The organism is Streptomyces xanthii, from assembly GCF_014621695.1.
GTDB lineage: Bacteria > Actinomycetota > Actinomycetes > Streptomycetales > Streptomycetaceae > Streptomyces > Streptomyces xanthii.
The window spans coordinates 6,460,326-6,480,418 of record NZ_CP061281.1 but is presented as its reverse complement, the minus strand read 5'-3'; the positions used below and the strand labels follow the sequence as shown (position 1 = coordinate 6,480,418).

Sequence of the window (20,093 nt, the reverse complement as noted above, 5' to 3'; positions counted from 1 at the left end):
GCTACTTCTTGGCGTCCGCCCAGGTCCGCTGGACCGTCAGGTCCTGCTTGACCTCGGTGAGCTGGACCGCGACCGCGCTGGGCGCGGTGCCGCCGCGGCCGGAGCGGGAGGCGAGTGCGCCCGGCACGTTGAGCACCGTGCGGACCTCGGGGGTGAGGTGCTCGGAGATCTTCACGAACTGGTCGTCGGTCAGCTCGTCGAGCTCCTTGCCCTCGGCCTCGGCGACCTTGACGCATTCGCCGGCGACCTCGTGGGCGACGCGGAACGGCACGCCCTGCTTCACGAGCCACTCGGCGATGTCGGTGGCGAGCGAGAAGCCGGCGGGGGCCAGCTCCTCCATGCGCTCCCGGTTGACCGTGAGGGTGGCCATCATGCCGGTGAACGCCGGGAGCAGGATCTCCAGTTGGTCGCAGGAGTCGAAGACCGGCTCCTTGTCCTCCTGGAGGTCGCGGTTGTACGCGAGGGGCAGCGCCTTGAGGGTGGCGAGCAGGCCCGTCAGGTTGCCGATGAGGCGACCGGACTTGCCGCGTGCCAGCTCGGCGATGTCCGGGTTCTTCTTCTGCGGCATGATCGACGAGCCGGTGGAGAAGGCGTCGTGGAGGGTGACGAAGGAGAACTCCTTCGTGTTCCAGATGATGATCTCCTCCGCGATGCGGGAGAGGTTCACCCCGATCATCGCCGTGATGAAGGCGAACTCGGCGACGAAGTCGCGCGAGGCCGTGCCGTCGATCGAGTTGGCCGCCGAGCCGTGCTCGAAGCCGAGGTCGCGGGCGACCGCCTCCGGGTCCAGGCCGAGCGAGGAGCCGGCGAGCGCGCCGGAGCCGTACGGGGACACGGCGGTGCGGGTGTCCCACTGGCGCAGCCGCTCGGCGTCCCGGGACAGGGACTGGACGTGCGCCAGGACGTGGTGGGCGAAGAGCACCGGCTGGGCGTGCTGGAGGTGCGTGCGGCCGGGCATCGCGACGTCCGCGTGCGCCTCGGCGAGGCCGACGAGGGCTTCCTGGAGGTCGGCGATCAGACCGCCGATGATCCGGGCGTGGTCGCGCAGGTACATCCGGAAGAGCGTCGCCACCTGGTCGTTGCGCGAGCGGCCCGCGCGCAGCTTGCCGCCGAGGTCCGGGCCGAGGCGCTCGAGCAGGCCGCGCTCCAGGGCCGTGTGGACGTCCTCGTCGGCGATGGTGCCGACGAAGGAGCCGTCGGCGACGTCGGCCTCGAGCTGGTCGAGCCCGGCGATCATGCGGGTCAGCTCGTCCTCGGTGAGCAGGCCCGCCGTGTGCAGCACGCGCGCGTGGGCACGGGAGCCCGCGATGTCGTACGGCGCGAGGCGCCAGTCGAAGTGGACGGACGCGGACAGTTTGGCCAGGGCCTCGGCGGGGCCGTCGGCGAACCGGCCGCCCCAGAGGCGGACATCGCCGGTGTTGCTGCTCACGTGCTCTGCTCCTCAAGCCGGGCGTTCATGCGTGAAAGTACTCATGCATGAGTATGCAGTCCTCTGCATGATTCGTCAATCGCCCTCGCGGACGATGCCGCCGGCCCCGGACGCGCCGCACAATGCCCGCATGGGAAAGACCTACGAACGCATCGACGGACGTCTGCGCTCCTTCATCGAGTCCCAGCCCGTCTTCTTCACGGCCACCGCGCCGCTCTCCGGTGACGGCACGGTCAATCTCTCACCGAAGGGCCTCAGCGGCTCGTTCGCCGTGCTGGACGAGCACACGGTCGCCTATCTGGACTTCGCCGGTTCGAACGCGGAGACGATCGCGCACCTGCGGGAGAACGGCCGGATCACGCTGATGTGGTGCGCCTTCCAGGGCCCGCCGAACATCGTGCGCGTCCACGGCCGCGGCGAGCCCGTCTTCCGTGACGACCCGCGCTTCCCCGGCCTGCTCGCCCGCTTCCCCGACATCGACCCCTCGCAGCACGGCCTGCGCGCCGTGATCGTCGTGACCGCCGAGCTCGTCCGCGACACGTGCGGCTACGGGGTGCCGTTCATGGCGTACGACGAGGACCGCGATCTGCACGGCAAGCGCTTCGCGCGCGAGGACGACGCCTCGCTCGACGCCTACTTCCAGAAGAAGGAGCACATCGGGCAGAGCCTGGATGGCCTACCTGGGCTGCCGCTCCCGCTGCCGCCCGCTAATTTCTGAGCCATGCGCCGCTCCCGAGCAGTCCGTGCCGGTGTCGCCGCCTCCATCGCCGCCTGCGCGGCGCTCGGGGCGGCCGCGCCCTCCGCCCAGCCCTCCGTCCCGCTGCCCGACCGCCTCGCCGACACGGGCGGCGGCCGTCAGCTGATCACCGCGCAGGCGCCTCGCGCGGCGGCGACCAGCGGCACGGTCACCTGGTGGGACCGGCGGCCCGACGGCCGCTGGGCGAAGGCGGGTTCGGCCCCGGCCCGTTTCGGGGCGAACGGGCTGGTCGAGGGGTCACGGCGCGAGCAGGGCACGAACACGACGCCGGCCGGCCTGTACGACCTGCCCTTCGCGTTCGGCGTCGAGGCGGCGCCGGGCGGCACCTCGATGCCGTACCGGCCGGTGCGGGACAGCTCCTGGTGGTGCCAGGACAACGACTCGCGCGCCTACAACCGCTGGACGGACCCGCGCCCCGCCGACTGCCGCGCCGCCGAGTCCGAGCACCTCGCCGACTACGGCACCCAGTACGCGCACGCGCTGGTCGTCGGCTTCAACTACCGCACGCCGGTGCGCGGTCGCGGCGCGGGCATCTTCCTGCACGTCAACGGGCGGGCGGCGACGGCCGGTTGCGTGTCCGTGCCGCGCGAGGCCATGCGCCGCATCCTGACCTGGGTGCGGCCGGAGAAGGCATCGCACATCGCGATCGGCACCCGGTCCGGGGTCACCGCGATCACCCGGTACTGAGGCCCGCACCCGACCGCCGGCCCGAAACCCGTGTAGCGACCACATAACGAGACACGGTTGCGGGCGCCCCGGCCGACAACGTTGCATCGCCGGGTGCAGAGCCGAACCGAACCCACCTCACCCGCCTCCACCGAAGCGCCCGCGCCGAGCGCGTCCGCCGACCGCGCGGCCCGGCTCGCGGTCACCGTCTTCCCCGTCCTCGTCCTCGTGGCGGGCGCCTGGGGACTCGCCGCGCCCGGCACCTTCGCCGGCTGGGGCACGAACGTGCCCTACCTCCTCGGCGTCGTGATGTTCTGCATGGGTCTCACGATGACGCCGGCGGATTTCAAGGGCGTCGCCCAGCGCCCCTGGGCCGTCGGCCTCGGGCTCGTCGCGCACTACGTGATCATGCCGGGCCTCGGCTGGCTGATCGCCCACGCGCTGGGCCTGTCCCCGCAGTTGGCGGCCGGTGTCATCCTCGTCGGCTGCGCGCCCAGCGGCACCTCGTCGAACGTGGTCACCTATCTCGCGCGGGGCGACGTCGCCCTGTCGGTGTCGGTCGCCACCGTCTCCACGATCCTCGCGCCGCTGATCACGCCGCCGCTGACGCTGCTGCTCGCGGGCGCCTACCTGCCCGTCGACGCCGCGTCGATGATGACGGACATCCTGAAGACCGTGCTGCTGCCCGTGCTCGCGGGCCTGGTCGTGCGGCTCGTGCTCGGCCGGTACGTCGACCGGCTGCTGAAGGCGCTGCCGTGGCTCTCGGCGCTGACGGTCGCCGTGATCGTGGCCGTGGTGGTGGCGGGCAGCGCCGAGGCCATCAAGTCGGCGGCCGCCCTGGTGCTCCTTGCCGTGGTGCTGCACAACGGCCTGGGCCTGCTGCTCGGGTACGGCGCCGGCAAGGCGGCGCGGCTGGGCGCGCCCTCGTCGCGTGCGATGGCCTTCGAGGTCGGCATGCAGAACTCGGGCCTCGCCGCGTCCCTGGCCACGGCCCACTTCAGCCCGCTGGCCGCGCTGCCCGCCGCCGTGTTCTCCGTGTGGCACAACGTGTCGGGCGCGCTGGTCGCGGCCTGGATGTCGTACCGGGCGCGGCGCGCGGCCTGACGCCCGGTACGTATCCCCCGGGACCCGCTCAGTGGTCGTTCTGCGCGAGGCGCAGCATGTGGTCGGCCAGTGCCTGGCCGCCCGCGGGGTCGCGGCTGATGAGCATGAGGGTGTCGTCGCCGGCGATGGTGCCGAGGATGACCTGGAGCTCCGCCTGGTCGATCGCCGAGGCGAGGAACTGGGCGGCGCCCGGCGGGGTGCGCAGCACCACCAGGTTGGCCGAGGCCTCGGCGGAGATGAGCAGTTCCCCGGCGAGGCGGCGCATGCGCTCCTCCTTCGCCGACTCGCCGAGCGGCGCCTGCGGGGTGCGGAAGCCGCCCTCGCTGGGCACCGCGTAGATCAGCTCACCACCGGTGTTGCGGATCTTGACGGCGCCCAGCTCGTCCAGGTCGCGCGAGAGCGTGGCCTGCGTGACGTTCAGTCCGTCGTCGGCGAGCAGCTTCGCCAACTGGCTCTGCGAGCGCACCGGTTGCCGGTTCAGGATGTCCACGATCCTGCGGTGGCGGGCCGTGCGTGTCTGCGGCACCTGCGGGCCGGATACCGCGCTCAGCGCGAGGTTCTCGGCTGCGCGCAGGTCGTTCTCCGCCTTGCTGCTCATCGTCGTCGTCCCATCCTCAGGATCCTGCTTCCCCGTCGGCCGCGGCCGTGTCCAGTACGGCGGGCAGCGCCGCGAGGAACGCGTCCGCCTCGGCGTCCGTCAGGTTCAGCGGGGGCATGAGCCGGATGACGTCGGGGGCGGGCGCGTTCACCAGGAGGCCCGCGTCCTGGGCCGCCTGCTGCACCTGCGGTGCGCGCGGCCCGGTGAGCACGATACCCAGCAGCAGTCCGGCGCCCCGGACGTGGCTGACCAGTGGGTGCTTCAGGGACTCGATTCCGGCCGCGATCCGTTCGCCGAGGCGCCGGGTGTTCTCGAGCAGTCCGTCGGCCGCGACGGTGTCGAGGACGGCGAGCCCGGCGGCGCACGCCACGGGGTTGCCGCCGAAGGTGGTGCCGTGCTGTCCGGGCTTCAGCAGCTTCGCCGCCTCGCCGAACGCGACGGTGGCGCCGAGCGGCAGTCCGCCGCCCAGGGCCTTGGCGAGCGTGACGACGTCGGGGTCGACGCCCTCCTCCGCCTGGTGGGCGAACCAGTGGCCGGTGCGGCCGACGCCGGTCTGCACCTCGTCGAGGACGAGGAGGGTGCCGGTGGCGCGGGTGATCTCGCGGGCCGCCCTGAGGTAGCCGGCGGGCGGGGTGACCGCCCCGTTCTCCCCCTGGATCGGCTCGATGATCACGAAGGCGGTGTCCTCGGTGACCGCGGCCCGCAGCGCCTCCACGTCTCCGTACGGAACGTGCGTGACGTCGCCGGGGAGCGGGGTGAAGCCGTCCTGCTTGCCGGGCTGGCCGGTGAGGGCGAGGGCGCCCATGGTGCGGCCGTGGAAGCCGCCGGTCGTGGCGACCATGTGGCGGCGGCCGGTGAGCCGGCCGATCTTGAAGGCTCCCTCGTTGGCCTCGGCCCCCGAGTTGCAGAAGAACACGGCGCCGTCGCGGCCGAAGAGCTGGAGCAGCCGCTCGGCGAGGGCGACGGGCGGCTCGGCCATGTACAGGTTGGAGACATGGCCGAGGGAGGCGATCTGGGCGGAGACCGCGTCGACGATCGCGGGGTGGGCGTGGCCCAGCGCGTTCACCGCGATGCCGCCGACGAAGTCGAGGTACTGGGTGCCGTCGGCGTCCCACACCTGGGCGCCCGCGCCCTTGGCCAGGGCGATGCGGGGCGTGCCGTAGTTGTTCATCAGGGCGCCCTGCCAGCGCTGGGCCAGCTCCGTGGTGCCGGTCATGCCGTCTCCCCCTTTTCCCCGTCCGGCACGACCATCGTGCCGATTCCTTCGTCGGTGAAGATCTCCAGCAGGATCGAGTGCTGGACGCGGCCGTCGATGACGCGGGCGGTGTGCACCCCGTTGCGCACGGCGTGGAGGCAGCCCTCCATCTTCGGGACCATGCCGCTCGCCAGGTCGGGGAGCAGCTTCTCCAGCTCGCTCGCGGTGAGCCGGCTGATGACCTCGTCCGAGTTCGGCCAGTCCTCGTAGAGGCCCTCGACGTCGGTCAGGACCATCAGCGTCTCGGCGTCCAGCGCAGCAGCGAGTGCCGCAGCCGCCGTATCAGCATTGACGTTGTAGACATGGTGGTCGTCCTGGGAGCGGGCGATCGAGGAGACGACCGGGATCCGGCCGTCGGCGAGCAGGGCCTCGATGGCGCCGGTGTCGATCTCGGTGATCTCGCCGACGCGGCCGATGTCGACGAGCTCGCCCTCGATGCGGGGCTGGTGCTTGGTGGCGGTGATGGTGTGCGCGTCCTCGCCGGTGAGGCCGACGGCGAGCGGCCCGTGCTGGTTGAGCAGACCGACGAGCTCGCGCTGGACCTGCCCGGCGAGCACCATCCGTACGACGTCCATGGCGTCCTCGGTGGTGACGCGCAGGCCGGCCTTGAACTCGCTGACGATGCCGTGCCGGTCGAGGGCCTTGCTGATCTGCGGGCCGCCGCCGTGCACGACGACGGGCTTGAGGCCCGCGTGGTGCAGGAAGACGACGTCCTGTGCGAAGGCGGCCTTGAGCTCCTCGTCGATCATGGCGTTGCCGCCGAACTTGATGACGACGGTCTTGCCGTGGTGGCGGGTCAGCCAGGGCAGCGCCTCGATGAGGGTCTGCGCCTTGGGCAGCGCGGTGTGCTTGCGGGCGGTCGCCTGCTGCTTCCGGCCCTCGGCGGGCTTCGGGGTCTCGGTCATGACGAGTACGCGCTGTTCTCGTGGACGTAGTCGGCGGTCAGGTCGTTCGTCCAGATCGTCGCCGTCTCGGTGCCGGCGGCGAGGTCCGCCGTGACGACGACCTCGCGGAAGCGCATGTCGACCTGGTCGCGGTCCTCGCCCACGCCGCCGTTCTTGCAGACCCACACGCCGTTGATCGCGACGTTGAGGCGGTCGGGCTCGAAGGCGGCGGACGTGGTGCCGATCGCGGACAGGACGCGGCCCCAGTTGGGGTCCTCGCCGTGGATGGCGCACTTGAGGAGGTTGTTGCGCGCGATGGAGCGGCCGACCTCGACGGCGTCGTCCTCGCTCGCCGCGTTGATCACCTCGATCTTGATGTCCTTGCTGGCGCCCTCGGCGTCACCGATGAGCTGCCGGCCCAGGTCGTCGCACACAGTGCGGACGGCCTCGGCGAACTCGGCGTACTCGGGGGTGACTTCGGCGGCGCCGGAGGCGAGGAGCAGCACCGTGTCGTTCGTCGACATGCAGCCGTCGGAGTCGACGCGGTCGAAGGTGACGCGGGTGGCGTCGCGCAGCGCCCTGCCGAGGACCTCGCTGTCGAGGTCGGCGTCGGTGGTGAGGACGACGAGCATGGTGGCGAGGCCGGGGGCGAGCATGCCCGCGCCCTTGGCCATGCCGCCGACGGTCCAGCCGTCGCCCTGGTACACCGCGGTCTTGTGCACGGTGTCGGTGGTCTTGATGGCGATGGCGGCCTTCTCGCCGCCGTGCTCGGACAGCTGGGCGGCGGCGGTCTCGACGCCGGGCAGCAGCTTGTCCATGGGGAGCAGGACGCCGATGAGGCCGGTGGAGGCCACGGCGACCTCTCCCGCGTTCAGCCCGAGGACCTCGGCGGCCTTCTCGGCGGTGGCGTGCGTGTCCTGGAAGCCCTTGGGGCCCGTGCACGCGTTGGCGCCACCGGAGTTGAGGACGACGGCGGACACGAGTCCGCCCTTGAGGACCTGCTCGGACCACAGGACCGGGGCGGCCTTGACGCGGTTGGAGGTGAAGACGCCCGCGGCCGCGAGACGGGGGCCGCGGTTGACCACGAGGGCCAGGTCCGGGTTCCCGCTCTCCTTGATTCCGGCGGCGATGCCCGCGGCCTGGAATCCCTTGGCTGCCGTCACACTCACGGCGCGACTCCGATCGTCGAGAGCCCGGTGGTCTCGTCGAGACCCAGGGCGATGTTCATGGACTGGACGGCACCGCCTGCGGTGCCCTTGGTCAGGTTGTCGATCGCGCTGATGACGATGACGCGGCCGGCGGCCTCGTCGTACGCGACCTGGATCTGCACCGCGTTCGACCCGTACACGGCGGCCGTGGCGGGCCACTGGCCCTCGGGGAGCAGCCGGACGAACGGCTCGTCCCCGTACGCCTTCTCGTAGGCGGCGCGCACGGTGTCGCCGGTGACGCCGTCCTTGGCCTTGGCGCTGCACGTGGCGAGGATGCCGCGGGGCATCGGCGCGAGCGTCGGCGTGAACGAGACGGAGATCCGCTCGCCCGCGGCCGCGCTCAGGTTCTGGATCATCTCGGGGGTGTGCCGGTGGCCGCCGCCGACGCCGTACGGCGTCATGTTCCCCATGACCTCGCTGCCGAGGAGGTGGGGCTTGAGGGCCTTGCCGGCGCCGGAGGTGCCGGACGCCGCGACGACCACGGCCTCGGGCTCGACCAGGCCCGCCGCGTACGCCGGGGCGAGCGCGAGGGAGACGGCGGTCGGGTAGCAACCGGGCACCGCGATGCGCTTGGACCCCTCCAGCGCGGCGCGGCCGCCCGGCAGTTCGGGAAGGCCGTAGGGCCAGGTGCCGGCGTGCGGGGAGCCGTAGAACCTCTCCCAGTCCGCGGCGTCCTTGAGCCGGAAGTCGGCGCCCATGTCGACCACCAGCACGTCCGGGCCGAGCTGCTCGGCGACGGCGGCGGACTGGCCGTGCGGGAGCGCCAGGAAGACGACGTCGTGCCCGGCGAGCACCTCGGGGGTGGTCGCCTGCAGCACGCGGTCGGCCAGTGGCTGGAGATGGGGCTGGAGGGCACCCAGTCGCTGCCCCGCGTTCGTGTTCGCCGTCAGGGCGCCGATCTCTACCTCGGGGTGGGCGAGCAGCAGACGCAGGACTTCGCCGCCCGCGTATCCACTCGCTCCCGCCACCGCTGCGCGTACCGCCATGGAACCCTCCTCTTGGATGGCATGACTATACGCCGCACTGCACGTTTATGCAATCGATCAACCGGCGATCCCCCGCGCCCCTCGCTCCCCCTCTCTCGCACGGTAGGCGCGCCGGCCCGGGTCCGCGCGGCGGCGGCCGTCCGCGCCCCGGCTCGGCCCGACCCGGCCAGTCGGCGTCTCAGCCGGGCAGGCCCCGGCGTTTCAGGCGGACCACGACCGGGGCACCGAAGGGGTCGCCGGACTGGTTGACCTGGACGTGGCCCGCTCCGTACCAGGTGTCGGTGCCGGGCGCCCGGTGGACCTCCAGCAGCCACAGGGACTGGTGGGAGGTCCTGCGGGCGCCGCTGGACAGGGGCAGCCGGTCGCGGGTGATCTTGAGGCAGCGGCCGCCGCGGGTCAGGTACCAGTTGCCGTCGAGCAGCAGCCCTCCCTCGTCGTCCCGCCCGACGGGGACGCGCAGGGCGCAGCCGCCGGGCGCGGGCGGCACGGCGCTCCAGGCCGTGCCGGTCCAGCGCAGCCGGAGGTACTGGTCGCCGGGCTCGTCCTCGACCTCTCCGTGGTTGAAGGTGTTCACGCCGTGGGCGCGGATCTCGCCGCCGCCGAGCGCGACGACGCCGTCCAGGGAGGCGCCGGCCTCGGGCGGGAGCGGTTCGGCGAAGCGGGCCTGCGGGGTCTCGACCGGCTTCCAGGCGGTGCCGTCCCAGTGCGCCGACGCGGGCTGGCTGTACGTGCCGTCCCCGTGCGCCTCGGTGCCGGGACCGCTGCCGCGCGAGCCGACCGCCCAGGCGTCGCCTGGCCCGGCGACCGCGAGGTCCGTCGTGTCCAGCGGGAGCCGGGTCGACGTCCAGCGGCCGCCGTCCCAGTGCCGGGCGACGCGGGTGCCGTCGAGGACCCAGATGTCGTCGGGCCCGGCGGCCTCGAAGTCGGCGATGGCGCCGGGCGGCGGGGCGGGTACGGAGGACCAGCGGGTGCCGTCCCAGCGGGCCCAGCGGTTCGGCCCGGTGGGCGGTTCCTGGACGAGTCCGTAGGCGGGCGCGTACGCGTTGGGGCGCAGCCAGACGACCCCGTCGCCGACCTCTTCGAGCGCGGGCGGGTTCTCCGAGGCGCCGAGGGCCTCGGGCAGCTTCTGCCGGGACCACTTCTTCCCGTCGTAGTGCCACAACTGGCCGCCGGACGTGCTGTTGTGCTCGACGCCCACCGCCCAGATGTCGTCCTCCGCGAGCACGGCGAGGTCGGCGTACCGGCCCCGGAAGGGCGCGACGTGCGCGAACTCCCAGGTGACCGAGGCCCGTTCGGCGCCCGGCGACCGCCGGGGCGCGGCCGTGCCGCCGTCGCACGCCGTGAGCAGTCCGAGCACGGCGGCCAGCGCGGCCACCGTCCTCCCCGTCCTCCACGGCCCGCGTACGGTCCTGTCTCGCGTCCCCCGCATGTGCCCCTCCGGAACTCGGCGATCCGGCAGGGTACCTCTAGGCTCGGTGGCCGGGACCGAGAAGCGGTCGGTGAAGGGGGACGTGGTGCGGGGGCATCGGCTCAGCGGGCGGTACGAGCTCGTGGAGGTCATCGGCGCGGGCGGGATGGGCGAGGTCTGGCGGGCCCGGGACCTGCAGTTGGACCGGGAGGTCGCGGTCAAGGTCCTCAAGGGCGGCGGCGACGGGAGCGCGGAGGAGGCCGAGGCGCTGGCCAGGTTCCGGCGCGAGGCGCTGGTCGCGGCCGCGCTGGACAGTCCGTACGTCGTGGCGGTGCACGATCACGGGGTCGACGGGACGCGCCCGTACCTGGTGATGGCGCTGGTCGCCGGACGGACGGTGCAGGAGATCCTGCGCGACGAGGTGCGGGTGTCGGTCGCGGACGCGCTGGAGTGGACGGCGGACGTGTGCCGGGGCCTGGACGTGGCGCACCGCGCGGGCGTCGTGCACCGGGACATCAAGCCGGCCAACATCATGGTCTCCGCGGAGTCCGGGGTCTCGCGGGCCCGCATCGTGGACTTCGGGATCGCGCGCTACGTGGCCTACCGCGCCGCCGATCCCCGGCTGACGCACACGGGGCAGCTGCCGTTCGGGAGCGTGCAGTACATGGCGCCGGAGCGGTTCCGGGACGGGGCCGGGGACGCGAGCGCGGACCTGTACGCCGTAGGGTGCGTGCTGTACGAACTGCTCGTCGGGCGGCCGCCGTTCGTGGGCGACGCGGCGGGCGTGATGTTCAACCATCTCAACGACGTGCCGCTGCGGCCCAGCCGGGCGCGGGCCGAACTGACGCCCGTGGTCGACCGGTTGGTGCTCGATCTGATGGCGAAGGAGCCCGGGGAGCGGCCCGCCGACGCGCGGGAGGCGCTGGAGCGGGTGCTCGCGGCGCGGCCGGGTACGAAGCCGGTGCCTGAACCGGCGCCGCTGGAGAAGGCCGAGCCGACGCCCGCGCCTGCCCCTGCGCCCGCGCCCGCGCCTGCGGTGAAGAAGGAGCCGGAGGATGCCGTTCCGGCTCCGAAGGTCCCGGTACCCGCACCAGCAGCCGCCCCCGAGCCCGTGAAGACGCCGGTGAGCGCCTGGACGCCCGCTCCCCCGGCGCCCCGCCGCTCCCGCCGCGGTCCCCTCCTCGGCGTGGCCGCCGCGCTGCTCGTCCTCGGGGTGCCCACCGCGATCGGCCTCTCCGCCGCCTCGGACGGGGAGGACGGTGTCGTCGAGACCGGGCCCGACGGCCCTCCCCCGGTCGCCACGTCGACCGCGCCCCCGGGGACGTACACGATCGGACTCGCCCTGGACGACAACGCGGCGGGTGCCACGGCGAAGGCGCGCGAGCGGACCGTGCGGGCGGCCCTCGACGAGGCGCGCCGGCGCTCGAAGCACAAGGTGCCGCTGGAGGTCGTCACCGTACGGGACGACCAGGAGACGGCGGCGACCTTCACCGACCGGCACCCGTCGGCACTCGCCCTGATCGGTGACATCGCGGACCTCGACGACCTCGAGGCGGGCATGCCCGTCGTCAACGTGTGCCGGTCAAGATGGGCGGCGGAGGGCGGCGAGTACGGCGTCACCGCGCCCGAGACGGCGGCCGGGCGGCAGGCGGGGCGTTATCTGCGCGGTGCTTTCGGCATGGAGCGGGTGATGGACATATCCGAGCTGAACTGGACGGCGTCGTACGCGGGCGAGGAGTCGTTCGGTCTCGGCCTGCGGGCGTCCGGCCTCACGGCCGACGACACCGTCGACGGGCGGGGTACGAGCACCCCGGACACCGCGAAGTTCCTGAATGACCTGGACCGCAAGCGCTCGCAGATGGTCGTGGTGAGCGATCTGCCCTCGCACGACGACGAGGACCGGATCGAGAAGCTGGCCGAGCGCGAGACCCCGCTCGCGGTGCGCGACGTGTACGCGAACGCCTGCGACACCCCGCAGGACCGTGCCATGTTCGACCGGCACGACGCACAGCTCCCCGACGGCAGCCTGCGTTTCCGCGCGTTCAACGACGAGCGGCAGAAGCCCGACTGCGTGGACTTCCCGAAGCTGTGCTCGGCGCCCGCCGAGGTGCGCGCGCTGCTGAAGCACCGGGGCACGGCGGAGCTGTACGACACGACGCTGGCCGTCGCGGCGGCGGTGGACCGGGCGCTGGGCGCGGAGCGGCCCGCCGTCGGACAGCTCGACATGGTGCGGGCCGAACTGCGCACGGGCCTCGACGACGTGGAGGTGGACGGGCTGCTCGGGCACTACGCGTTCAAGGACCACCGCGCCCAGGACCGCCCCGTGTGGGTCGACCGGCGGGTGAAGGGCTCCTGGAAGCAGCTCGGCACGGTCGAGGGACTGACCGGCGGCACGTCCTGACGGCAGCGGATGGGCGGTGGGCGGCGGCGCGGGGCTGAGGCCGGGGACGGCCGGACCGGGTTCTAGACTGCGGCGGATCCGGAAGACAGGGCTTCGGCGGAAGAGGCGAGGGTCGTGATCGAGAACTGGCCGGTGGCCGACGCGCTCGCGTTTCTGGCCGGGAAGTGGGACGTCGAGCGGACCGTGCGGGATCTGTCGGCGCAGGTCACGGGGCGGTTCGCCGGTACGACGGACTTCGTTCCGGCGGCGGACGGCGAGGGCGGGCTGCGGCACGTCGAGTCCGGCGCGTTCACCTGGCGCGGGGTCGAGCGGCCCGCCGAGCGCACGCTCTTCTTCCGGCCTGGTGACGAGCCCGGCACGGCCGTGGTGCACTTCGCGGACGGCCGCTTCTTCCACGGCCTCGACCTGCGCACGGGCAGCCATGTCGCGGACCATCCGTGCGCGGCGGACCTCTACCGGGGCACGTTCACGGTGACCGGCCGGGACCGGTGGTGGTCGGAGTGGAACGTCCGGGGCCCGGCGAAGAACCTGGTCATCAAGACGTACTACCGCCGAGCCGCAGACTCCAGCGCCCCGGCTGCCCGCTGACGGTGGCCGTCGACAGCGGCCGTACGTCGATGTTCCAGTACGTCGACGGGGGCGCCTTCAGGGCGTAGACGAGCGCGGCGCGGACCACGGACGGCTCGGCGATCGCGACCATCCGGGTGCCGTCGTCGGCGGGCCGGGTGTCCAGCCAGGTGCCGACCCGGGAGATGAAGGCGAGCAGCGGTTCGCCGCCGTGCGGGGCCGAGCGGGGGTCGCGCAGCCAGTGGTCGACGGCGGCCGGTTCGACGGCCGTGACCTCGCCGAGGGTACGGCCGCGCCAGCGCCCCATGTCGCAGTCGCGCAGGGCGGGCTGGACGAGCGGGGCGAGTCCGAGGGCGTCGCCGGTGGCCCGGCTGCGCGGGGTCGGTGAGCAGTAGCGCAGCTCGGCCGCGGCGAGCGCTCCCAGCACCGGTCCCACGCGCTGCACCTCGTACCAGCCGGCCTCGTCGAGCGGGCGGTCGTCGTCGAAGCGCTCGGCGAGCAGGGAGGAGCTGCGCGCGGCGGCGAGGAGCGTGACGCTGAGCTGCATGGGCCCGATCGTGTACTCGCCGGTAAGAGAGGTCAAGGGCCGTGTCCGTCAGGGTTCGTCCCAGGCCGTGGCGAGGCGTCGTACGCCCTCGGTGATCTCGGCGGCCCCGGCGACGGCCACGAAGCTGAGCCGCAGGTACGGGGCCGGCGGCTCGGCCGCGAAGTAGGGGCGGCCCGGCGGTACGGCGACGCCGGCCCGCAGGGCGCTCGCGACGAGGCGCTGCTCGTCGGTGCCGTCCGGGAGCCGGGCCCACAGGTGGTAGCCGCCGGAGGGGATGTGGTCGACGGACAGCCGGGGCAGCCGCTCGGCGATCCCGGCGGCGAGGAGGTCCCGCCGGGACTTCAGCTCGGCGGCGACGGTACGCAGATGGCGTGGCCAGGCCGGGGAGCCGACGAGTTCGAGGGTGGCCTCCTGCAGCGGGCCCGGCACGAAGAGCTGGTCGACGACCTGGATGGCGCGCAGCCGCTCCAGGACGGGGCCGCGGGCGGCGAGGCAGCCGATGCGCAGGCTCGGCGAGGTGGCCTTGGTCAGGGAGCAGACGTGGACGACGACGCCGTCGGGGTCCTCGGAGGCCAGCGGCCTGGGCAGCGGTCCGGCGTCGGCGTGGACGAGGCGGCGCACGAAGTCGTCCTCGACGACGAAGGCCCCGGCGGCGCGGGCGATGCGCAGCACCTCGGGGCGGCGCTCGGGGGCGAGGACGGCGCCGGTGGGGTTCTGGAACAGGGGCTGGCAGACGAAGAGGCGGGCGCCGGTCGCCTTGAAGGCCTGTTCGAGCAGTTCGGGGCGGACGCCGTCGCGGTCGACGGGGACGGGCACCGGGCGCAGCCCGGCGGCACGGGCGATGGCGAGCATGCCGGGGTAGGTGGGCGACTCGACGAGGACGGGGGCGCCGGGCGGGGCGAGGGCGCGCAGCGCGGTGGCGAGCGCGGACTGGCCGCCGTTGGTGACGAGGACCTCGGCGGCGGTGACGCCGCCGCCGACGCCGCGGGCGAACCAGTCGCGCAGTTCGGGGAGTCCGTCGACGGGCGGCCGGTTCCACGCGCCGGGGCGGCGGCCGGCCCGGGCGAGGGCCGCGGCCATGGCGGCGGTCGGCTGGAGGGCCTGGTGCAGATAGCCGCCGTTGAACTCGATGACGCCGGGCGGCGAGGCGGCGAGCGTGACGAGGACGCCGGACGCGTCGACCGCGCGCGGTACGGGCTCGCCCGCGGTCTCGGCGCTCAGCGCGACCTCCTGCCAGGAGGTGTCGCCCACGGGTGCGGTGGCGCGGGGTGCGGCCTTGAACGCGCCGGCGCCCGGGCGGGTCACGACGAGGCCCTCGGCGGCGAGCTGGGCGAGGGCCCGGGAGACGGTCACGGGGCTGACGCGGAAGCGGTCGACGAGAGCCCGGCTCGACGGCAGCTTCTCACCCACGGAGTAGCGCTTCAACTCCGTCCGCAGCCATTTCGCCAGTTCATCCCCACTGCTACGCTCGTGCATGAGAGCAGAGAATAGCGCTATCGCACCGAGCGGAGTAGCAGTCGACACCCCGGCGGGCGGCTCGGCGGACACGTCGGCGGGCAAACCCCCTGGCACCTCGGCAGAGGCCCAGGGCGGTGCCGGTTCAGGCCGCGGCCTGCTGCTCGCGGCCGCGGGGGTCGCGACGTTCTCGCTGACCTTCCCCGGTACGGCCTGGGGCCTGGAGGGGTTCGGACCCTGGTCGCTGGTGAGCCTGCGGGTGGTGCTCGCGGCACTGATCGCCGGCGGCTGTCTGCTGGCGCTGCGGACACCTGTGCCGCGCCGGCGCGACTGGGCGGGGCTCGCCGTGGTCGCGGGCGGCTGCGTGCTCGGCTTCCCGATGCTGACGACGCTGGCCCTGGAGACGGCGACGACCGCGCACTCCGCCGTCGTGGTCGGCCTGCTGCCGCTCACGACGGCCGCGGTGTCCGTGCTGCGGACGGGCGCCCGGCCGCCCCGCGCGTTCTGGGTCGCGGCCTGCGCGGGCGCCGCGGCGGTCCTCGTGTTCACGGTGCAGCAGAGCGGGGGCTCGCTCGGCCGCGCCGACCTGTACCTGTTCGCGGCCCTCCTGGTCTGCGCGGCCGGTTACGCGGAGGGCGGGCGGCTCGCGTCCGTGATGCCCGGCTGGCAGGTGATCGGCTGGGCCGTCGTCCTGTCGCTGCCGCTCGCCGTGGCGGGCGCGGCGCTCGCCCTGCCGCACGAGCCGGTGCGGCTGACGGCGCACAGCGTGGCGGGCCTGCTGTGGGTGTCGGTCGGCTCGCTCTTCCTCGGGATGGTCGTCTGGTACCGGGGCATGGCGCTGATCGGCGTCCCCCGCGCCAGCCAGCTGCAGCTGGCGCAGCCGCTGCTCACGCTGGTGTGGTCGGTGACGCTGCTCGGCGAGGACCTTCCGGTGGCGGCGCCGGTCACGGCGGTCGTGGTCCTGGTGTGCATCGCGGTGACACAGAGGTCCGGCCGACGGGGGTCCCGAAAGGGACGAGACGCCTAAACTGGGCGTACCGACGTGTATGGCGAGGAGGTCCCGTGATGCAGGCAAGCGAAGGCGACCGGCTGCTGGTCCACGGCCGGGTCGTCGGCCAGCACGACAAGGTCGCCGAGATCATCGAGGTACTCGGCGGCGACGGCGGCCCGCCGTTCCGTGTCCGCTTCGAGGACGGCCACGAGGCCATCGTGTCGCCGGGCCCCGACTGCGAGGTCCGGCACGCCACCGCCACGGCCTAGGTCCCGTCCGACCCCACACCCCACTCCACCCGCACCTCTCACACCGGCGCCTCCGGGGACGTGAGATACGTCCCATGGATGCGCCGGTTCCGTTGTGCCACCGTGTGGCCGGGGCGATCCGGCGTCAACCCGGGCTCCACTCCCGCCCCTACGACGGGGTAACGTGCAGCACCGACCGGTAGACCCCCGATCCCCGGCGACCCCGGAAGATCAGCGAAAGGCACGAGGTGACGGACCCCTTGACTGACATCCAACGCGTCGGAGTGGTGGGCTGTGGCCAGATGGGCGCGGGGATCGCAGAGGTCTGCGCCCGCTCCGGTCTGGACGTGATGGTGGCCGAGACCACCGGCGAGGCTCTGGAGATCGGTCGGACCCGGCTGCTGAACTCGCTGTCGAAGGCGGCCGCGCGCGGCAAGATCACCGACGAGGAGCTCGCGGAGACGCAGGCCCGCCTCACGTTCACCACGGACCTCGGCGAGTTCGCCGACCGCGACCTCGTCATCGAGGCCGTCGTGGAGAACGAGCAGGTCAAGACGGAGATCTTCCAGGTCCTCGACCAGGTCGTGACCCGCCCCGACGCGATCCTCGCGTCGAACACCTCCTCCATCCCGCTGGTGAAGCTGGCCGTCGCGACGTCCCGCCCGGACCAGGTCATCGGCATCCACTTCTTCAACCCGGCCCCGGTGCAGAAGCTCGTCGAGCTGATCCCGGCGCTGACCACGTCCGAGGGCACGATCAGCCGCGCCCAGGCCATGGTGGAGAAGATCCTCGGCAAGCACGCGATCCGCGCCCAGGACCGCTCGGGCTTCGTCGTGAACGCGCTGCTCGTGCCGTACCTCCTCTCCTCGATCCGGATGTTCGAGTCCGGTATCGCCAGCCGCGAGGACATCGACAACGGCATGGAGATGGGCTGCGCCCACCCGATGGGCCCGCTCAAGCTCTCGGACCTGATCGGCCTCGACACGATCGTCTCGATCGCCGACTCGATGTACGCCGAGTACAAGGAGCCGCTGTACGCCGCTCCCCCGCTGCTGCAGCGGATGGTCGACGCGGGCCGGCTCGGCCGCAAGACGGGCTCGGGCTTCTACACGTACTCCTGAACCGACGCCCCGCGGGGCATCACACTCCGTGCTCGCCGACGGGCCCGGTGTTCTTCGGAACACCGGGCCCGTCGCGTTCGCACGGGGCACGCGCGCGTGACCCGCATATGCCCTCCGCACACGCTCCCGCCGCGCCCACCAGGCGAGTTGACTTCCCGTGCGCACCAAAGATGCGCACGACAAGGAAGTGACGGCTACGGAAAGGAGCGGACCCGTGACCACCGACCCGGAGCGTCCCGTGGTCCCCGAGGAACTCGCAGAGTTACGCCGCGTCTTCGAGGTCGGGCTGACCCGCATCGACGGCCGGCTGGCCCTGCTGGCCCACCGCGACGACGAGACGGCCAAGGACCAGGACGAGCTGAGCGCACGCGTCACCGCGCTCGAGCACACCCGCTGGCCACTGCCCGCGGTGGCCGCGCTGGCCGCCGTCGGCGCCCTCGCCGTCGCGGTCTGGCAGCTGCTGGGCCGCTGACACCGGGGCGAGGCCCGTCCTCACAGGCGCATGTGGTGGAGCAGGAGTAAGGCGGCCGCCATGTTGGCGGCCGGGACCTCACCCCGGGCGATCATGTCGGGGACGAGCTTGAGCGGGACCCATTCCCTGCGGTCCGACTCGAAGTCGTCCTGGGGGTGGCCGATGTACGTCCCTTCGTCGGTCCAGTAGATGTGGTGCCGGGCGTCCGTGAGGCCGTTGGACGGCTCGACACTCATCAGGTGCCGCAGCGGTCCCGGTCGCCAGCCGGTCTCCTCCTCCAGTTCCCGCGCGGCCGCGTACGCGATGTCCTCGCCGTCCTCGACGACGCCGGCCGCCAGCTCCCAGCCCCAGCTGTCGGTGATGAAGCGGTGCCGCCACAGCAGGAGCACCTCGTTGGCCTCGTTCACCACGGTGGCCACGGCCACGGGGCGCAGCCGGATGAGGAAGTGGTCGAGGTGCTGACCGTCAGGGAGTTCGACATCTGCCAGATTGACGCTGAACCACCTGTTTTCGTACACAGTTTGTTCGTTCTGTTTCGTCCACTGCACGGTTCTGCCACCTTCCGCCGAGTTGATGGCAATATCGCAGCAGGGGCGTGAACGAGCGCCTCTCGAAAGGGACCAGAAGGAATCAGAGGGGGCTCAGAGCGGCACGCGCAGCGCTCCGTCGATGAGCTCGGCCGCCTCGGCCGTACCGGCGCATCCGCTGCGCACCAGGTGCTCGCGGACCGCCCGGAGTCTGTCGCGCAGCCTCTGCGACTCCATCCCGCGGGCCCGCTCGGCCATTTCGACCGCGGTGGCCACGGCCTGTTCCGCGTTGCCCTGACGCAGCTGGATCTGGCTGAGCACCGCGAGCCGGTGCACCCGGCCGCGGTCGTGCGCCGGGGTGTGGACGGCCTCCTGCGCGTGCTCCTTGGCCCCCGCACAGTCCCCGAGGCGGAGCAGCGCCTCGGCGACCTGGACGTTGACGAACCCGGGCTGCACGTAGCCCGTCTCGTCCGGTTCGTGGCCCCGCCGGATGCGGTCGGCGGCGGACTCGGCACGCCGGATGCACTCCAGGGCGCTCGTGCCGTCGCCGATGTGCGCGTACGCCTTGGCCTGCATCGCGTACAGGTCCGAGGCGAGCGCCGGGGTGATGTGCCGCCCGGCGGCCCGCAGCGCGGCCTCCGCGAACGCGACGGCCTGGCGGTGCTCGCGCATGTGCAGCGCCTGATTGACGAGCAGCGCTATCACGTACGCGCCGAGCCCGCGGTCCCCGCTGGCCTTCGCGAGCCGCAGCGCCTGGTGGAAGTAGCGCTGGGCGAGCCCGTGCGCGTCCGAGTCGTAGGCGCAGATCCCGGCGATGGCGACGAGCCCGCCGGTGGCCCGGTGCAGCTGACGGCCCGTCGCGTCGGTGTAGCGGCCGCGCAGCAGCGGCGCCGCCTCCGTGTTGAGGAAGCCGACGATGCGCGTGCGGGTCGCGATGCCGCCCGCCTTGCGGTACATCTGCTCGTAGTGGGTGCGCGCCGAGCGCATCATGTCGATGTCGGCCTGGCTGACCGGGTGCCGGCCGCCGCGGGACACGTCGTTGTCCTCCGGCGGGTTCTCCCACTCCCAGACCGGCATCACGGCCGGGGTCCCCGTGACGGCCGGGGCGTCGAGGACGTGCCGGCGCTGCTGCTCGTCGGAGCGCCACAGGGCGGTGGCCCGCTCCACGAAGCCGGACAGGCTCGACCCGTGCGCCGAGGCGGGCTCACCGGGGATGCCGAGGCCGATGTCGTCCAGCGTGACGTGCCGCTGGAGACGTCCCGCGAGGACCTCGCAGATGAGATCGGGGACCTGGCCGCGCGGGCGCTGGCCCTTCAACCAGCGGGCGACGGCCGTGTGTTCGTAGCGCAGCGCGAGTCCGCGGGCCTTCCCCGCCTGGTTCACATGGGCGGCCAGGCCGGCATGGGAGATCCCGGCCTCGTCGAGGATCGCGTCGAGCAGGGTGTTGGGCTGCATGGAGGCCCTCCGTT

At 73.0% G+C, this 20,093-nt stretch carries 20 protein-coding genes; 9 read left to right on the top strand and 11 right to left on the bottom strand.

Going from position 1 to position 20,093, the window contains the following annotated elements; translation table 11 throughout:
• Position 1: 1 nt before the first annotated feature.
• Positions 2–1,429 (bottom strand): argininosuccinate lyase, encoded by a 1,428-nt coding sequence (gene argH / locus IAG42_RS29230; RefSeq protein ID WP_188339952.1) that lies wholly within the window; start codon positions 1,427–1,429, stop codon positions 2–4.
• A gap of 130 nt (positions 1,430–1,559) precedes the next feature.
• Here argH and IAG42_RS29225 point away from each other — a divergent pair, with 130 nt between their 5' ends.
• The 3 genes from IAG42_RS29225 (at position 1,560) to IAG42_RS29215 (ending at position 3,956) form a co-directional block, all read left to right on the top strand.
• Complete coding sequence (locus tag IAG42_RS29225; protein ID WP_188339951.1) at positions 1,560–2,147, top strand: pyridoxamine 5'-phosphate oxidase family protein; 588 nt, start codon at positions 1,560–1,562, stop codon at positions 2,145–2,147.
• Positions 2,148–2,150: 3 nt separating this feature from the next.
• On the top strand, positions 2,151–2,873 hold the full coding sequence (locus tag IAG42_RS29220; protein ID WP_188339950.1) for a L,D-transpeptidase family protein: 723 nt from the start codon (positions 2,151–2,153) through the stop codon (positions 2,871–2,873).
• A gap of 93 nt (positions 2,874–2,966) precedes the next feature.
• The gene (locus tag IAG42_RS29215) at positions 2,967–3,956 is read left to right on the top strand and encodes a bile acid:sodium symporter family protein (RefSeq protein ID WP_188339949.1); all 990 of its coding nucleotides are present in this window, start codon (positions 2,967–2,969) and stop codon (positions 3,954–3,956) included.
• A gap of 28 nt (positions 3,957–3,984) precedes the next feature.
• On the opposite strand, the gene IAG42_RS29210 is transcribed toward IAG42_RS29215, so the two are convergent.
• The 6 genes from IAG42_RS29210 to IAG42_RS29185 form a co-directional block, all read right to left on the bottom strand.
• Positions 3,985–4,554, bottom strand: coding sequence for an arginine repressor (locus tag IAG42_RS29210; protein ID WP_223206201.1), 570 nt, complete (start codon positions 4,552–4,554; stop codon positions 3,985–3,987).
• A gap of 16 nt (positions 4,555–4,570) precedes the next feature.
• On the bottom strand, positions 4,571–5,770 hold the full coding sequence (locus IAG42_RS29205) for an acetylornithine transaminase (RefSeq protein WP_188339948.1): 1,200 nt from the start codon (positions 5,768–5,770) through the stop codon (positions 4,571–4,573).
• Entirely contained in the window at positions 5,767–6,714 is a 948-nt protein-coding gene (argB, locus tag IAG42_RS29200; protein ID WP_188339947.1) for an acetylglutamate kinase, read from the bottom strand. Before argB ends, IAG42_RS29205 begins: the two co-directional genes overlap by 4 nt.
• Positions 6,711–7,862, bottom strand: a complete 1,152-nt coding sequence (argJ, locus tag IAG42_RS29195; RefSeq protein WP_188339946.1) for a bifunctional glutamate N-acetyltransferase/amino-acid acetyltransferase ArgJ — start codon at positions 7,860–7,862, stop codon at positions 6,711–6,713. Before argJ ends, argB begins: the two co-directional genes overlap by 4 nt.
• Positions 7,859–8,887 (bottom strand): N-acetyl-gamma-glutamyl-phosphate reductase, encoded by a 1,029-nt coding sequence (argC, locus tag IAG42_RS29190; protein ID WP_188339945.1) that lies wholly within the window; start codon positions 8,885–8,887, stop codon positions 7,859–7,861. Before argC ends, argJ begins: the two co-directional genes overlap by 4 nt.
• Before the next feature lie 178 nt (positions 8,888–9,065).
• The gene (locus tag IAG42_RS29185; RefSeq protein WP_188339944.1) at positions 9,066–10,262 is read right to left on the bottom strand and encodes a beta propeller repeat protein; all 1,197 of its coding nucleotides are present in this window, start codon (positions 10,260–10,262) and stop codon (positions 9,066–9,068) included.
• A 100-nt stretch (positions 10,263–10,362) separates the two neighbouring features.
• Between IAG42_RS29185 and IAG42_RS29180 the strand changes: the two genes are divergently transcribed.
• Together IAG42_RS29180 and IAG42_RS29175 are read left to right on the top strand one after the other, a co-directional pair.
• Positions 10,363–12,696 (top strand): protein kinase domain-containing protein, encoded by a 2,334-nt coding sequence (locus IAG42_RS29180; RefSeq protein WP_188339943.1) that lies wholly within the window; start codon positions 10,363–10,365, stop codon positions 12,694–12,696.
• Positions 12,697–12,810: 114 nt separating this feature from the next.
• Positions 12,811–13,284, top strand: coding sequence for a DUF6314 family protein (locus IAG42_RS29175; protein WP_188339942.1), 474 nt, complete (start codon positions 12,811–12,813; stop codon positions 13,282–13,284).
• Here IAG42_RS29175 and IAG42_RS29170 read toward each other — a convergent pair.
• Positions 13,232–13,810 carry a histidine phosphatase family protein gene (locus IAG42_RS29170; protein ID WP_188339941.1) on the bottom strand — a complete coding sequence of 193 codons (579 nt, stop codon included), beginning with the start codon at positions 13,808–13,810 and terminating at the stop codon, positions 13,232–13,234. The genes IAG42_RS29175 and IAG42_RS29170 overlap by 53 nt on opposite strands.
• 48 nt (positions 13,811–13,858) lie before the next feature.
• On the bottom strand, positions 13,859–15,286 hold the full coding sequence (locus tag IAG42_RS29165) for an aminotransferase-like domain-containing protein (RefSeq protein ID WP_188339940.1): 1,428 nt from the start codon (positions 15,284–15,286) through the stop codon (positions 13,859–13,861).
• Between IAG42_RS29165 and IAG42_RS29160 the strand changes: the two genes are divergently transcribed.
• The 4 genes from IAG42_RS29160 (at position 15,285) to IAG42_RS29145 (ending at position 18,097) form a co-directional block, all read left to right on the top strand.
• Positions 15,285–16,292 carry a DMT family transporter gene (locus tag IAG42_RS29160; protein ID WP_188339939.1) on the top strand — a complete coding sequence of 336 codons (1,008 nt, stop codon included), beginning with the start codon at positions 15,285–15,287 and terminating at the stop codon, positions 16,290–16,292. The two genes, IAG42_RS29165 and IAG42_RS29160, sit on opposite strands and share 2 nt — an antisense overlap.
• Before the next feature lie 38 nt (positions 16,293–16,330).
• Positions 16,331–16,525 (top strand): DUF1918 domain-containing protein, encoded by a 195-nt coding sequence (locus IAG42_RS29155; RefSeq protein ID WP_188339938.1) that lies wholly within the window; start codon positions 16,331–16,333, stop codon positions 16,523–16,525.
• Positions 16,526–16,764: 239 nt separating this feature from the next.
• Complete coding sequence (locus IAG42_RS29150) at positions 16,765–17,625, top strand: 3-hydroxybutyryl-CoA dehydrogenase (protein ID WP_188339937.1); 861 nt, start codon at positions 16,765–16,767, stop codon at positions 17,623–17,625.
• Between the two features lie 214 nt (positions 17,626–17,839).
• A complete protein-coding gene (locus IAG42_RS29145) occupies positions 17,840–18,097 on the top strand; it encodes a hypothetical protein (RefSeq protein ID WP_188339936.1) in 258 nt (85 codons plus the stop codon).
• A gap of 20 nt (positions 18,098–18,117) precedes the next feature.
• Here the strand turns inward: IAG42_RS29145 and IAG42_RS29140 are convergent, their stop codons facing one another.
• Both IAG42_RS29140 and IAG42_RS29135 read right to left on the bottom strand, forming a co-directional pair.
• Positions 18,118–18,645: an NUDIX hydrolase gene (locus IAG42_RS29140; RefSeq protein ID WP_188339935.1), complete on the bottom strand. Its 528-nt coding sequence runs from the start codon at positions 18,643–18,645 to the stop codon at positions 18,118–18,120.
• A gap of 93 nt (positions 18,646–18,738) precedes the next feature.
• The gene (locus IAG42_RS29135; protein WP_188339934.1) at positions 18,739–20,079 is read right to left on the bottom strand and encodes a transcriptional regulator; all 1,341 of its coding nucleotides are present in this window, start codon (positions 20,077–20,079) and stop codon (positions 18,739–18,741) included.
• Positions 20,080–20,093 lie beyond the last annotated feature (14 nt).

What these genes read in the sequence shown, in the direction of transcription:
- IAG42_RS29225 (WP_188339951.1), top strand. Translation starts at nt 1,560, where the DNA reads ATGGGAAAGACCTACGAACGCATCGACGGACGTCTGCGCTCCTTCATC.
- IAG42_RS29220 (WP_188339950.1), top strand. Translation starts at nt 2,151, where the DNA reads ATGCGCCGCTCCCGAGCAGTCCGTGCCGGTGTCGCCGCCTCCATCGCC.
- IAG42_RS29210 (WP_223206201.1), bottom strand. Translation starts at nt 4,554, where the DNA reads ATGAGCAGCAAGGCGGAGAACGACCTGCGCGCAGCCGAGAACCTCGCG.
- IAG42_RS29205 (WP_188339948.1), bottom strand. Translation starts at nt 5,770, where the DNA reads ATGACCGGCACCACGGAGCTGGCCCAGCGCTGGCAGGGCGCCCTGATG.
- argB (WP_188339947.1), bottom strand. Translation starts at nt 6,714, where the DNA reads ATGACCGAGACCCCGAAGCCCGCCGAGGGCCGGAAGCAGCAGGCGACC.
- argC (WP_188339945.1), bottom strand. Translation starts at nt 8,887, where the DNA reads ATGGCGGTACGCGCAGCGGTGGCGGGAGCGAGTGGATACGCGGGCGGC.
- IAG42_RS29170 (WP_188339941.1), bottom strand. Translation starts at nt 13,810, where the DNA reads ATGCAGCTCAGCGTCACGCTCCTCGCCGCCGCGCGCAGCTCCTCCCTG.
- IAG42_RS29160 (WP_188339939.1), top strand. Translation starts at nt 15,285, where the DNA reads ATGAGAGCAGAGAATAGCGCTATCGCACCGAGCGGAGTAGCAGTCGAC.
- IAG42_RS29165 (WP_188339940.1), bottom strand. Translation starts at nt 15,286, where the DNA reads ATGCACGAGCGTAGCAGTGGGGATGAACTGGCGAAATGGCTGCGGACG.
- IAG42_RS29155 (WP_188339938.1), top strand. Translation starts at nt 16,331, where the DNA reads ATGCAGGCAAGCGAAGGCGACCGGCTGCTGGTCCACGGCCGGGTCGTC.
- IAG42_RS29135 (WP_188339934.1), bottom strand. Translation starts at nt 20,079, where the DNA reads ATGCAGCCCAACACCCTGCTCGACGCGATCCTCGACGAGGCCGGGATC.